Here is a 13,043-nt window from a genome sequence, read left to right on the forward strand (position 1 = left end):
GTGAGCGGCATGTCATCGACATAGTGACCAGCAGAAAGAGGAAGACTCCTTGACAAAGCTGCTGATAACACGTGGTCGATCTGGACTGCAGAAGACGTGTCCTGGCCGCGGGTGAAGGCGATGGTCTTGTTCGTGTACGGGTCACGGAGCGTACCGGTTTGGACCGAGCAGCTTTTGGAGCCGTCTTTGAATGTCAGGTCGGTGAGGTCACGCCGCAGGATGTCGTTTCGGGTTATCTCTAGCGCCGCATCAGGATGAAGGCACGGTAGGCACGGCGTGTCGGTCGCCCTGTCCCTCATGGTTATCTAATAGCGTCTATGTCACAGGTGGGACAGCCATAGGAGTGGCGATGTCGTGTGCTGTAGAGAAGGTCATTTCACCGACGACGGGGCAGTCGGGTTGGGTGATCGTGGACGAAGAATCCATGCGCCCGGTCGCGGAGGCTTCCGAGTGGGTGCTGTTCATGCAAGGCGCCGGAAGGTCACCTCAAACAATCCGCGCATACGTTCCTCGGGTCTGTTGGTTCTTGAACTGGACTGCCGGTCGCGGACTGGATTGGCACGAGATTCGTGTAGGTGAACTCACTCGTTTCAAATTCGCCGTCGAACACACCCCAACCGTCCACTACCGGCTGCGCTCCGGCAGATCGGTCAACGCAGTGATGACCGCTGTCGTCGAATTCCTCAGGTTCTGCGGAATGCGTGGATTGGTCTCCGCAGATGTTGTTTCTGGGCTGTCCCAGCCCAAGTACCTGGCCTACGCACCCCGCGATTTCCACGAAGGTGAATCCGGTCAGCATCGGCTGATTCGTGCCAGAACCCTCAAAGCGCCGGAAGTCGTAAAGCCTCCGGAAATTATTACTGAAGAACAGTTTTCGCATGCTCTGAACTCCGCGAACACCGAACGAGACCGTTTTCTGGTGCTGTTGCTGGTTCGTTCCGGACTCCGAATCGGAGAGGCATTGGGTTCGCGCCGTAGCGACCTGCATTTCCTTCCGACCTCGGTTCATCTGGGATGCCAGGAACGTGGACCTCATGTTCATGTTGTTCGGCGTGAAGGCAATTCGAACGGTGCCCGCGCTAAAGGACAATCCCGAGTCGTACCGGTCAGCGACGAGGTGGTCACTCAGTATCGCGAGTACCTTCTCGAACGAGACAGCGTGCCCACCGCAATGACCTCGGACTTCGTGTTCGTCAACCTTCTCGGGCATCACGCCGGTTCGCCGATGTCGTATTCGAACGCAAAACAGATTGTGGAAAGGATCGGCAACCGTGCCGGTTTCCGATTGCGGCCCCACATGTTCCGGCATACGGCAGCCACAATCTGGACGCGCAACGGCACCGGTATCGACGTGGTTCAGTCGTTGCTCGGTCATGTGAGCCGAGCATCGACCGCGATCTATCAACACCCCGACGCGGAGGACCTGAGGGCGGCAGTGGAAAGAGTGGGCATATGAGCATCACCGCTCTACCCGTCGAGTCAAGAGCCCTCTCGACTGGAAACGAACAGACCTGGAAAGCGTGGTTGATCGAACGAATCGACCCGCAATGGCGAGTCGCGGAATGGGATTCACGCCGACAGGTATTCACCGGAGACGTCGACAACGAAATGACAGCGGTCTATCTGTGCCGAGTCGACCGATGCATGACGGTCGTGGAAATCTTCGACCGCCGTTGCAGGCGGTGCGAACGCCACCGCAAGCTCAACGGGACCTCACCTTCATTCTTCGACCGGACATTCGACCCCGATTCGGTTCCACGAAGAGACGAAAAAGCCTTTTCGAAAGTCGATTTCGAACTCAGTGAGGTGAACGGCACTGTTGCGGCGGAGATTATTTACGGAGTGCAGCAGCGTGACCGTGATCAGATCATCTTGGTTCCGATGCGGATCCGCAGCATAGTTTCCCACCTCCCACCGGATTGTCGCTCACTGCTCGATGTCGCCGGAAATCGCCAGTTCGAGAAGGCACTCGGAGCTGCAGCCGGTGGTGTGTTCCGGTCGTTGGTCACACATCTGCAGCGGGCGCACGTCGTGTACTCCGGTACTGATCCCACCATGGCCGACGTGTGGAAACCTGCCGTCGTGGGCCTGCAAGCTGCTCCGGACCGGCGATACAGTGCGGCCGGTGGCGTTGTGGACTTCCGAGAGATCAGACAGCGATGGCTTCGAGAGATCACCAAACAATTCGGCCGCGAGGTACGCCCACCCGTGACGACACTGCGGCACACCGTTCATGCCGCCGAAATCGCTTCACGGCAACTCTCGCTGCGCACGAACGGCGATCACCCCGAACTACTCGACCACGGTGACATGAGCGCTGTCGTCGAGGGTTTCCGCACCAGCGCCGATCGAGAGGGCAAGCCCCATTCCTTCACCCATCGACGATCATTGCTCGGGTGGTGGCGCCGACTTCTCGAGTTCTCACGCCGCACGGGCGCAATGGATGACATCCCCGGCTCCTTCGCACTCGATCTGCGTTCGCACACAATTGCCCAGGTCGAGACCAGCGAGGACGACTTCGGACGCACGATCCCCGAACATGTCATCGCACAACTCGATCAACACCTCGAGCTGCTGGGTAGGCACTCCACGTACTCCGCGCCGGGCTGGAACCCTGACGACTACGCCATGATGTATCAGACGGTCTACCAGATCATCCGGGACACCGGTCGACGCCCGAGTGAGATCGTCGGGCTCAAACGCTCATGCCTGGACTGGGTCGACGGCAAGCCCACACTCGTCTACGACAACCGTAAACGTCGCAGAATGGGGCGTAGATTGCCGATCAGCACTGCAACGGCAACCGTGATCGACCAATGGCTCGACCACCTTCAATCGCTGTCTGTTCCGGACACACTGTGCGACTGGCTCTTTCCCACGCCGGGAACCCGCAACAACATTCGCCGCGGGCACTTGAGCGGTGCGCAGTTCGGGTCCCGGGCCTTCGCCATCTGGATCGATGCAATCCCGGAACTTGTCGACGAAAGACTCGACGATGACGGAAACCCAGCTCTCTACGACAGATCAATGATCACTCCTTACGGATTGCGGCACTCCTACGCTCAGCGGCACGCTGACAACGGCACACCGGTGGACGTCCTACGCGAATTGATGGATCACCGCAGCGTCGACACGACCATGGGATATTTCTCCGTCACACTCAAACGTAAACGCCAAGCCACCGAGGAGATTTCGAAGTTCGCGATCGACAGGCACGGACGACCGGCGGGATTCACGTCGGTAACGGAGTACGAGCGACAGTCGGTGGCCGTGCCCTTCGGAAACTGCACCGAACCCTCGAACATCAAAGCCGGCGGCCAACACTGCCCGATCCGATTCCAGTGCGCAGGATGCTCCTTCTACCGACCGGACCCGTCCTACCGGCCCGCAATCGAGCAGCATCTCGCAGAGCTGCGCACAGACAAAGAAACTGCAATCGCCACCGACTCCGCGTCGTGGGTGATCACCAACTTCGACGCCCAAATTCACGCGTTCACGGACGTCATCTCGTCGATGGACGCAATGCTTGCCGACCTGCCCGCAGACCAACGCGCGGTCATCGACAACGCCTCCCGCGAACTGAGGAAAGCGAGGACCGCAGCTGCCTTCATACCGCTCGAGTCCGTAACCACCCACACGAACGAGGACGAACAACGATGACTGCCGATGACCGTGACATACGAACCCAACGGCTCATCGCCTCCCGTCGACGTGACAGCGCTGACAAACAACGCAGAACGCTGACAGTCATCGCCGACCTCTCATCCGCTGGCGAACGCATCAACATCAGCGAAATAGCGCGTCGCGCAGGCGTTTCTCCATGGTTCATCTACAACACCGCAGCAATTCGAACCGCCGTCGAACGCGCCACAGAAGAGCACTCCCACACCGCCACCAGAAGCAGCGCCGGACGCACGTCCGCTACGGCGGACAGTCTTCACGCCGAACTGTTGATGGCGCGTGAGGAAGTTCGGGCGCTACGAACGGACCGAACCAAGCTCGAGACCAAAGTGCAACTACTACTCGGCAACCAACTCGAACACCTGCCGCACGACACACTGCTCGCCCGTATCCACGAGCTCGAACAGATAGCAGCCGAGCTGCGCTCGGACCTCGACTCCGAACGCAGACGCGCCGACACCATGACAACACGAACCGAAGAACTCCAGGACGAGCTCACCGCCGCCCGCGCCTCACTCAAAAGGATGGTTCAAAGCGTTTCTCCAGCACGACGAATCGAAGCAATCGGCACATAAGAACACACCCCAGCAAGCATCGGAATCTACGCGGAACTGTGAATCAACACGCGGACAATACGGCAGACATCGCATCCTTCTCTGCTTGAGTCACCCACAGGCGGTAGACCGACTTCACCGTGATCTGCTTCGAGACGTAGGTGCATCGGTACGCCTTGTTCGGGGGAAGCCAGGATGCGGCATCGGAATCAGACTTCTTCGCGTTCGTCGGTCCATCCACCGGGATCAGATTTCGGGGATCGTTCGCCAGATTCGTGCGCTCCTGAAGACTCAATTGTTGCGCACCCTTCTGCCACGAATCGCTCAACGCGACCACATGGTCAATCTGAACCGCAGTCGAAGTATCCTGTCCCCGAACAAAATTGATCGTCTTTCCAGTGTAAGGATCAGCCAACGTGCCAGAGAGAACAACACATTGCTTCTTTCCTTCTTTGAAGACCACGTCAGTCAGCCGCGAAGCCAACAGATTATTGCGCGTATCGCACCCGTCATGCCCGAACTCCACATCGACATCATCAGACCATGCCTGACCGAACTGATCTCTGCTGTAACCAGTTTTCGGAGCACGCCCCTTCACCGGAAGCGTCTCCAACAGCGCAACGGAAGAAGCCACATCAACATCGTGCTGACCAGGGCTATCCACAGACAACGATCCTGCTGGGATCACATCCGCCAACGTCGTACTGCAACCGGAAATCGACAACCCGACCAAGGCAGTGACGGCAACCAGGAGGGAACGGGAACGCACCAAGCGACTATGCAACGTCAAACTCCTAAATCATATGCAGTGCAGAGGATCTGCACTCTTATCAACAAAACTCATGAGGATGATTGTCGGGAAATCCCGACATCAGACCAGGTGTGCTACACATCCACCGAACCCAATCAACCGGCCACGTGCGTGATTGAACATGCCATCGTCCCTATCCGTGCGGTCGAACCGGTCGACCGTCACACGAACTGACCATCGTCACTCACATAACTCACACCGTCGACATCGAACAATGGGGGCCTACCAGCAAGGTTTTGAGATATGTCAAAACTGCGTGCAGATAATGCGCGTATCGCAGCCGTTGTGGCCGAACTCGACGGTGACGTCGTCGGTCCAGGCGGTACCGAACAGTGCACGGTCGTATCCGGTCTTGGGTGCGCGTCCCTTGATGGGGATCTGTGCCAGCAGTTCAATTGCGGCGGACGAGGGAGCCGAAGTTCCGGCCGTAACCGTCGTCGTGACGCCGGATCCGATTCCCGAACCGAGAGAAGATGTTTCGGGTGCGTCGGCGTTGGAACTGGCGCAACCTCCCAGCACGATCACGGCAGCAATGCCGATGGTGACGCCGGCGATGCCGCGCCTGTGATGTGCCGTGCGTGCCATGTGTGAGAGTCCATTTCTGCGAGAGATGAACTACAAGTATGTCATTCACGACATTTCGGGCTGAACCGGCACTGTCTGTCAGTCCGGTCGAAGTAGCCATCGCGTCACCGGAACCGACACGAGAACTCGCGGACCTTCACGAGTTTCGTCTGCGGCATCCCAGCCGTCGTACTTCTCGCCGAAAAGTTTCAGGAGATCGCCGAACTCGCCGACGTCGTGGTGAATTGTCCCGAACCCCTGTGCGACCCACGGGTCGCGAGAGGATCCGTCGACTGCCAACGAGACCCGAGGATCGTCCAGCAGGTTCCGAACCTTCCGATTCTGCTCGGCGCTCGGTATCCAGAATGTGTTCTGACGCAGGAAGAACCAGACCGGAGTCGTGTGCGGCGAGCCGTCGCTTCGAAGGGTGGTCAACCACACGCAAGGAGTATCCGCGATAGTCACTGTCCCAGTATCGGTGCCGGCGCGACGTTCACCAATCGACGATGCGGAACGAACAATGCCCGGTCCTCGCCGTTGGCGAGGACCGGGCATTGTCGGGAAGGGAGTGGAAGCGTCAGATCTCGATCTTGGGTGTCTGTTCGCCCAGCTTGTGGCGGGCCAGTGCCAGGTTCGCACGCGCGCGATCCAAAACCAGGTACACGAACAGCGTCGACAGTCCGGGCGTCTCGAGGACGCGAATGAGGTGGTACTGGTTACTCAGGGTGATCAGAATGTCTTCGAGAGTGTCGGTAATCCCCAAGTTACTCATCGTGCGGAGCTTTGCTCGCACAACCTCGGAGTTGCCGGCGCCGGCGTACTCGAGGCTGAATGACGGGTTGCCGCTCATACCGAGAACCATCCCGCTGTCGGCGTCGACGACGGCTGCACCGCTGGCACCGTCGATGCGCATCAATTCGCCGAGGATCTTGTCGATGTTGCTCATTGCTTCTCCTTGGTAGGGCAGAGTCGCGCGGGGCGACTCCAGGTGATGCTTCGGTGATGAAGTCATCGGTACATTTCGAGGTGGAATCGTTGGTTGCGGTGTCGGGAGTGGGCTGGGCGGCAACTGTTCAGCTTGTGAGATTTGTGGGCTCGTTCCGTTCGGTGCAGATGAGCGGCCATTCGACGACTCGAATTCGTCGATGCGGTCTGCGGGCAGCCAGCCGTCCCCGGGGGGTGCGCTGAGCGGCCATCTCGTATCCGTCTCGAAGTCCGGCACCGGCGTCTGAAGTTGCGGATACACCGGCGCGGTAAGCGGCCGCTTGTACGGAACCGGCTGACCGCCCGCGTCGGAGACGTTCGCGAACCAGGCGGCATACCCGGGGTCGCTGCGATCGAGGTTTTGCCCGCGATCGTCGTCTTCCTCCCGGGAGCCTCGTCGACGAAAAAGTCCCACTCGTTCCAGCCCCTTAAAGACGAACTATTTCCGATCAGAGCGTTCCGGATGAACGCGGCAGACCGGACAATCCCACCCATAGTTACTTTGCAGTTAAGTTACCGTAGCATGGGTTCGCAGACGGGGCATATGGTCCAATCCTGTAGGCGGGCCGACGAGGCAGTCGGATTCGACAGGCTGCCCGGACGATTCTCGCCGGTCGACGATGCCGGTCCGTTCGAGCGCCAGACGCCCTCTGGCATCCTTGAAGGATGAAGAAAACGATCACCGGGTTCATCGGTGCCTGCTCGCTGGTGGCGCTGGTTGCCTGCGGTTCTGACGGAGACAAGCCGACCGAGGTCGGAACACTCACTTCCTCCGCTTCGGCGACCACCACTGCGTCACCGACGACGTCATCCGAGGCTCCGGCGACATCGTCGGAATCGACTACCGAGGCACCGTCGGTCGACTCGAGCGTCCCGGCTGAGGTCCCGTCGGACCCGAATGTGAGTTCGGCACTGCCACGGACCTACGCGCAGGCGTGCTCCGACGTTCTCCGGTACCTCGACGCATACCAGCCGGCAATTGACGAGTCGGGCGAGGAAATGGGCATGACGCGTGAATCATTGGCAAACGACATGCTGACCTCCATCCAGGCTTATCCCGAGTGGTCGAGCTTGTCTGCCGACGAGCAGGCTGAGGTCACTCGCGGATTCGCCGCAGCGACCGCGGGAAGTTGCTGACCTACTTTCAGAACAACGATTCCTGAATCGCCACGCCAGGGGACTCGAACTCGCCGACGGTGATGGTTCGACCGACCAGTCCGGACACATCCGCGACGAAGCGTGGCGATTCAGGATCGGGGTCGATCCGCAGCGAGGCGATCGAACCGGCAAGGCCCTCCAAGTACAAGGAATGTTCCCCGGACTCGAAAGTGTGCGGATACGCGATCAACGGTGCCGCATCGAAGACAACGTCGGCGCACGCCGGCGCCGTCCATTCTTCGGGAGCCTCCAGGATCTCGATTCCGTCGATGTCCGATCCGATGTCATTCAGCTCGTCTTTGATCGACGATACGAAGTGGTGCAACGACTTTCGCAGTTTCTCGCGATCCAAGGGTCCTGTCAGCGCTTCGATCTTCCGAGACGTACGTATTGCCTGGCTCAAGTGGAAGTGCTCCGAAACTCGGGCTTCGAGGGAACGAATGCTGTAACCGTCCGTCGACCGCGCTACGAACAATGCGCAGACCGCTCCCTGTTCGGCGACTCGCGGATGCTTGCGGAACTCGGCCGCCGTCCCCACCTTCATCTGACCGCCGGCGAAAATGTCGATGTAGAGCCATTGTGGTTGCGTGAGATAGGTGTGCACGTTCGGATGAATGTGCGCGCCGCTGACATGTGCCTGATGAACGGTGGTGAATCCCTCACGATTTCGGCATCGATCGCACTGGCGCCCGGTAACGACCGTGGCCCCGCGGTCACACGGCGAGTGTCCCGGACCTTCGGCGGTGAGATCTCGCCACCCGAGGCAACGGCGGCCCTTCGCCTCGTCGACGGAGAATCGCAGAACCGAGTCGTGAGTGTAGAAGGTCGCAGCGGAAGTGGTGTCGTCGACGCATCGGATCCGCGGTGCTGTCGGGTTCGACCATTCGATTCCGCGAACGAGCAGGGTCATTGAAGTGTCGATTCCTTCTGTAGTTCACAGGTCGACACCCATGATAGTCAGTGCAGATGCGGTTCAGTGCAGTGGTTGCGCCCCACGTTGTCCGAGCATCAGTGTCATCAGCCCGGATTCCTGACTCTGGGAATTGATCATGTCGCGGGCCGACTGTTTCACCGGTCCGCGCTCGAGCAGAGCATCGGCGGCCTGCGCCATAGCGATCCCGCCACGGTGGTGGCGTTCCATCAGTTGCAGGAACATAACCTCGGCGTCGAACCCGCGAGCGCTACTCAGTTTCTCGAGTTCTTCGGTCGTAGCCATACCCGGCATGGAGGCGGCCTCGGTGTCCAGCGTTGCCGGGTGATGATGAGAGTCGCCAGCGCCGCTCGGTGACGCCTCCATCCACGCCATCGGCGTTCTACTGTTCGGCGGGACACCGGCCAACCGCAGCCAGCCGAGCATGACACCGATTTCCGTTCTCTGAACATCGTCGATCTGCTGGGCCAGTCTCGTAACCGCCGGGTCCACATCGGGGCTCAGACGCGCGAGAATGAAGAGGGCCTGTTGATGGTGGGCCGCCATGTCATGCACGAATCCGATTTCGGTTTCGCTCAGAACAGCTGTCTGCGTGTGGTTCTCGGGTGCGAACAGTGGACGTAATGCTGCGCCGAGTACGAGCAGCATCAGTGCCGCAGCCACGAGTGCGACGGCTTTGACCGATCGCGGCGCCGTCATGATCCCACGGTCGTCTTCTGGTCAGCGGGTGGTGTGTAGACACCGTTTTCGAGTTGCATGGCAACAAAGCCGTTGTCGGCGCACGTCGCCCACAACGTGGTGCCGCGCCATTCGGGTGGGGAGAAGCACCAATCGGTCGAGATGTCGCCGAGAGCGACCATGCCCGATCGCGAACTCAGCGCTTGGCCGGGGTCGAACTGGCCTTGCGCGATCGACTGCGCGATTGCCGGCGTGCTGAGAATGGGTACCCCGATGAGCGAGGCGAGAGCGTGCGGCGAGTTGGCGAGTTCGAGATTGTCGCCGGTCCGAGCGGGTGGGTTGAAGTACGCAATTTCGTGGACGTCGAAGGGATCTCGAACATCGAAGACCCGAATCCCGCTCGAGATCCATCCGCATGCCAGCGCCGTCGGGTCGACCGGGCGATCGGCCGAACAGTAGTGAGATTCGTACGCGAACAGCGATCCGCCGGCAGCAGACGCCAGCGCAGCATCTTGATTCTCCGGCAGATTGATCTCGAGCTTCACCGAATTGACGACCGCCGGTTCGTCGTCATTGGAGACGTCGATCAATTTGACTCCGCCGGAACCACCTTCGTCGACGGTGAACAGGTACGGCGAACCGTCGTAGGTGACCGGAATGCTGTGTTGGGTGGCCCAACCGTCGGTCCACGAGAGCTGGGACAGTTGGCGCACCCGAGGATTCGGGACGCGGCGCTGAACCTCACTGATGTCGAGAACATGTATTCCGCCGAGATTGTTCGACAGGTACATGCGATTTCCGTCTGGAGTGATTCCGAAGCCGTGGGTCGACAACCCGATGAGGTCCTGCCAGACGACGCGCGGGTTGGCGGGATCGGTGAGATCGACGGCGCTCACCACGCCGGGAGCGGTGCCGGAAGACCAGTAGGTGTTCCCGTCCGGTGAAAATCCGCCCTCGTGATTGGTGATCGGCAGCAGCATCCCCAGATCGGTTCCTGGTCCGGGGTTGAGCAGTTTCGGGTGCGCGCAATCGGAGATGTCGTAGACCGACATCAGGCCGACGCCGGTCAAGAGCGGAACGCCCGTGCCCACCAGCAGCTTTCGCGCGGTGTTGACCTTGAGACTCTCCCACGTTCCGGCCAGCATCGCAGGTTCGGTCAGCGTGGCGGTGAGAGCAGGATTGGCAGGATCCGACACGTCGAGAACTTGCACGCCCTGCGCGGGGCCCAGGAGGTTCCCGGGGAAGAAGCTGCCGATGTACGAGCAGTGTTCGAAGTTGGTGGACGTGATCCCGCCGCCGCGACTCGAGTAACCGCCGATCTGAGACATGTTGCAGCTGTACCCGTCTCGGCTGCGTCCGCTGTTTCGGTCCTCGGCCGGAACATCACCCTGCAACCCGGTCTCGGGCATCGAGCCCGGGCCGCATTCGGCGCGGCTTGCAGCGTTGGAAGCGACACCCGGGTTCTCGTGGATCGAGCCCGGGGCAGTGGCGGGCTCAGCAGAAGCGACGCACACGGGAAGGACGGTGATCAAGGTGACGAGCGCGATGGCAGATCTGGTTCTGATGGTCGTGAACGATTTCATCGAGTCCAACTCCCGGTGCGGGATTGCCTTTCGTATCTCACGGGCAGACGTACCTCAAGGACAGGCAGCACGGAGGGCAGGCGCGCGTTCGAGCGCTCACGACGATCGGGTCGGGGTGTGAACCGGTGTCGGGCCGCAACCAACCGGACAATGCTGTCCGGTTGGTATCGTAGTGTGCGTGACATCGTCTGGCCGCGTCAATAGCGGATCTCTCAACAGAGGGCCGAGAGATGCGGCGCGCAATCGTGCGGCGCTCATCTCAGCAGCTCGCGAGGTGTTCGCCACCCAGGGATTTGCTGCTCCGCTCAGCCTGATCGCCCGCACGGCCGGCGTCGGCCAGGGCAGCCTCTACCGGCACTTTCCCACTCGCGAAAGCCTCGCACTCGCGGTGTTCGACGAGAACATCGTCGAGCTGCAAGATCTGGCGGCTGATCCGGATTCGACTCTCGACGATCTTTTTCGTTTGTTGGTCGACCAGATCACTACCTCCATCGTGTTCGTGGAGGTCATCAAGCCGGTCTCCTTCGGCGACTCGCGACTGAATTCGGCCGGCGCCCGTTTGACCGATCTCCTCGAAGGGCGCCTCGACGAGGCGCGTCGAACTGGGAAGATACGAGAGTCCGTGACCGCTGAGGACGTGATCCTGGCGATCGCCATGTTCGCCGCGATCATGGAACGGACTGCCGAGAGCTCGCGGAAAGACGTTGCGCACTCGGCCTGGAACCTTCTTGTGCAGGGACTGGCCGGGCCGGCAGCGGCGGGCTGAGTCGCGTTCGCCTCGCGTCTCGAGGTGATCGCCTAGGCTCGTGGCATGGCTATTGTCTGGACAGTTCCTCGCGCTATCGGCTCCACCCTGCTCGTTGCTCCGTTGATCAAGGAGTTCCTTGTCGAGGGTGACGGCACCCTCGATGCAAAACTGACTGCGGTCGGTACGGTCTCTGCATCTCTCGAGAAGCAAGTCGGCCGCACGTTCACCTCGATCAGCGCTGCTTCGGCGGCAATCTTTTCCGGTGCTGCCGGTTCCACCAGCGTGCCCGACGCACTCCGTCTGGCCGTGATGCGCACTCTGTCCACCGAGGTGGTCGTCAGGAAGCCGGCTCCGCAGCCGTTCACCGAAAAGGTTGGGAAGAGACTGGGGCAGTATGTCTTTGCCCTGCGTGACCCGCGCAACGATCAGGTGTTCCATGTCGGGCACGGCACGGGAAATCAAGTGTTCGCGCCGGTATTCGAAGCGCTCGGTGAACTTGCGAATCTCGAAGGAGCGGACGGCCCAGCCGAGTCGAACGCTGCTGTGACAGCAGCCAAGATCGCCCGCATCCGTGAAATCTACGACGCGGGTTCGGCGGTGGAGCACTTCGTTCTTCTCCGCTCGGTCGCTGCCGCCACGGATTCGGCCGCCACTACCGACGAGGTCGTCCGCGGCATCGTGGAAGCCTTGCGAATCACCGACGCGGGCGAGGGCCTGACCAACCTCGCGGGCGATACATCGGACAAGGACGCCCGTGCGACCCGCGTCGAGGAACTCGCGTTGCGCTACTCGGCCGATCCCGCGCCGGAACTCCCGACGCCGAGCATCGTCCTCCACGTGCCGGCCTCCGCTCGTCCGGGAGCAACGCCGGAAGAGATCTACGAACTCGCGCGCGCCGAGTGGTCTGCCGGTGCAGCTGTTCGTGCCGAGATCGGAATCCCCGTTCTGGTGTTTGCCGACAGCATCATTCGTGGTGCATTCCGCGCTCAGTCATGGGAGGTGTCCACTCGCAATGCCGACGGAAGCCAACTGTGGCGGTTCAACGGAACCGTCGACGACGAGCTCGCTGCCAAGTACGTCGGAACCGAGGTCACCCCGCACAACGTCGGCCTGAAGAAGTGGCCCGTCAGCGGTTGGGTCACGAGGTTGACTACCGCTCGTCCGGGGGCGGTCATGCCGGGACCTCGTAAGTCCAAGTAACGCAACAACTTCAGGTAGAAGGCATTGTGGGGGGGGGGGGGGGGGGGGGGCCCCCCCCCCCCCCACCCGCGACCCCCGGGGGGGGCCCGCCACCACCCAACCCCCAACACCGTAGACGTGGGCACCCCCCGGCCCCGTGGCACACCCCCCC

At 60.8% G+C, this 13,043-nt stretch carries 13 protein-coding genes and 1 pseudogene; 6 read left to right on the forward strand and 8 right to left on the reverse strand.

Features of this window, described 5'->3' with window-relative positions; genetic code table 11:
* Window positions 1-299, reverse strand: a pseudogene (locus R4P70_RS29955) (hypothetical protein); the annotation flags it as partial.
* Window positions 300-349: 50 nt separating this feature from the next.
* Between R4P70_RS29955 and R4P70_RS29960 the strand changes: the two are divergent.
* The 3 genes from R4P70_RS29960 to R4P70_RS29970 are packed head-to-tail and all read left to right on the forward strand — an operon-like array spanning window position 350 to window position 4,256.
* Window positions 350-1,456 carry a tyrosine-type recombinase/integrase gene (locus R4P70_RS29960; protein ID WP_047269064.1) on the forward strand — a complete coding sequence of 369 codons (1,107 nt, stop codon included), beginning with the start codon at window positions 350-352 and terminating at the stop codon, window positions 1,454-1,456.
* On the forward strand, window positions 1,453-3,660 hold the full coding sequence (locus tag R4P70_RS29965) for a tyrosine-type recombinase/integrase (protein WP_058037609.1): 2,208 nt from the start codon (window positions 1,453-1,455) through the stop codon (window positions 3,658-3,660). The genes R4P70_RS29960 and R4P70_RS29965 overlap by 4 nt, the downstream gene beginning before the upstream one ends.
* Window positions 3,657-4,256, forward strand: a complete 600-nt coding sequence (locus tag R4P70_RS29970; protein ID WP_047269065.1) for a DUF6262 family protein — start codon at window positions 3,657-3,659, stop codon at window positions 4,254-4,256. Before R4P70_RS29965 ends, R4P70_RS29970 begins: the two co-directional genes overlap by 4 nt.
* A 43-nt stretch (window positions 4,257-4,299) precedes the next feature.
* Here R4P70_RS29970 and R4P70_RS29975 read toward each other — a convergent pair whose 3' ends face one another.
* The 4 genes from R4P70_RS29975 to R4P70_RS29990 form a co-directional block, all read right to left on the reverse strand.
* Entirely contained in the window at window positions 4,300-5,019 is a 720-nt protein-coding gene (locus R4P70_RS29975; protein ID WP_047269066.1) for an HNH endonuclease family protein, read from the reverse strand.
* A gap of 273 nt (window positions 5,020-5,292) precedes the next feature.
* Window positions 5,293-5,631 (reverse strand): hypothetical protein, encoded by a 339-nt coding sequence (locus tag R4P70_RS29980; RefSeq protein ID WP_317833305.1) that lies wholly within the window; start codon window positions 5,629-5,631, stop codon window positions 5,293-5,295.
* Between the two features lie 78 nt (window positions 5,632-5,709).
* A complete protein-coding gene (locus R4P70_RS29985; RefSeq protein WP_317833307.1) occupies window positions 5,710-6,165 on the reverse strand; it encodes a pyridoxamine 5'-phosphate oxidase family protein in 456 nt (151 codons plus the stop codon).
* A 22-nt stretch (window positions 6,166-6,187) separates the two neighbouring features.
* Complete coding sequence (locus R4P70_RS29990) at window positions 6,188-6,556, reverse strand: hypothetical protein (RefSeq protein ID WP_020906454.1); 369 nt, start codon at window positions 6,554-6,556, stop codon at window positions 6,188-6,190.
* Between the two features lie 704 nt (window positions 6,557-7,260).
* Between R4P70_RS29990 and R4P70_RS29995 the strand changes: the two genes are divergently transcribed.
* Entirely contained in the window at window positions 7,261-7,731 is a 471-nt protein-coding gene (locus R4P70_RS29995; RefSeq protein ID WP_029254609.1) for a hypothetical protein, read from the forward strand.
* Window positions 7,732-7,738: 7 nt separating this feature from the next.
* Here the strand turns inward: R4P70_RS29995 and R4P70_RS30000 are convergent, their stop codons facing one another.
* The 3 genes from R4P70_RS30000 to R4P70_RS30010 all read right to left on the reverse strand — a co-directional run bounded on the left by R4P70_RS30000 (window position 7,739) and on the right by R4P70_RS30010 (window position 10,944).
* Window positions 7,739-8,662, reverse strand: a complete 924-nt coding sequence (locus R4P70_RS30000; protein ID WP_317833310.1) for a DUF2797 domain-containing protein — start codon at window positions 8,660-8,662, stop codon at window positions 7,739-7,741.
* Window positions 8,663-8,725: 63 nt separating this feature from the next.
* Window positions 8,726-9,382 carry a DUF305 domain-containing protein gene (locus R4P70_RS30005; RefSeq protein WP_069147077.1) on the reverse strand — a complete coding sequence of 219 codons (657 nt, stop codon included), beginning with the start codon at window positions 9,380-9,382 and terminating at the stop codon, window positions 8,726-8,728.
* Complete coding sequence (locus R4P70_RS30010; RefSeq protein ID WP_317833313.1) at window positions 9,379-10,944, reverse strand: hypothetical protein; 1,566 nt, start codon at window positions 10,942-10,944, stop codon at window positions 9,379-9,381. Before R4P70_RS30010 ends, R4P70_RS30005 begins: the two co-directional genes overlap by 4 nt.
* Before the next feature lie 178 nt (window positions 10,945-11,122).
* On the opposite strand from R4P70_RS30010, the gene R4P70_RS30015 reads away from it, so the two are divergent.
* Both R4P70_RS30015 and R4P70_RS30020 read left to right on the forward strand, forming a co-directional pair.
* Window positions 11,123-11,710 (forward strand): helix-turn-helix domain-containing protein, encoded by a 588-nt coding sequence (locus tag R4P70_RS30015; protein ID WP_317833315.1) that lies wholly within the window; start codon window positions 11,123-11,125, stop codon window positions 11,708-11,710.
* A gap of 45 nt (window positions 11,711-11,755) precedes the next feature.
* A complete protein-coding gene (locus R4P70_RS30020) occupies window positions 11,756-12,892 on the forward strand; it encodes a GIY-YIG nuclease family protein (protein ID WP_021343094.1) in 1,137 nt (378 codons plus the stop codon).
* Window positions 12,893-13,043: the final 151 nt, after the last annotated feature.

The sequence above is a fragment of the Rhodococcus sp. IEGM 1241 genome (assembly GCF_033142365.1).
GTDB classification, from domain to species: Bacteria; Actinomycetota; Actinomycetes; order Mycobacteriales; family Mycobacteriaceae; genus Rhodococcus_F; species Rhodococcus_F erythropolis.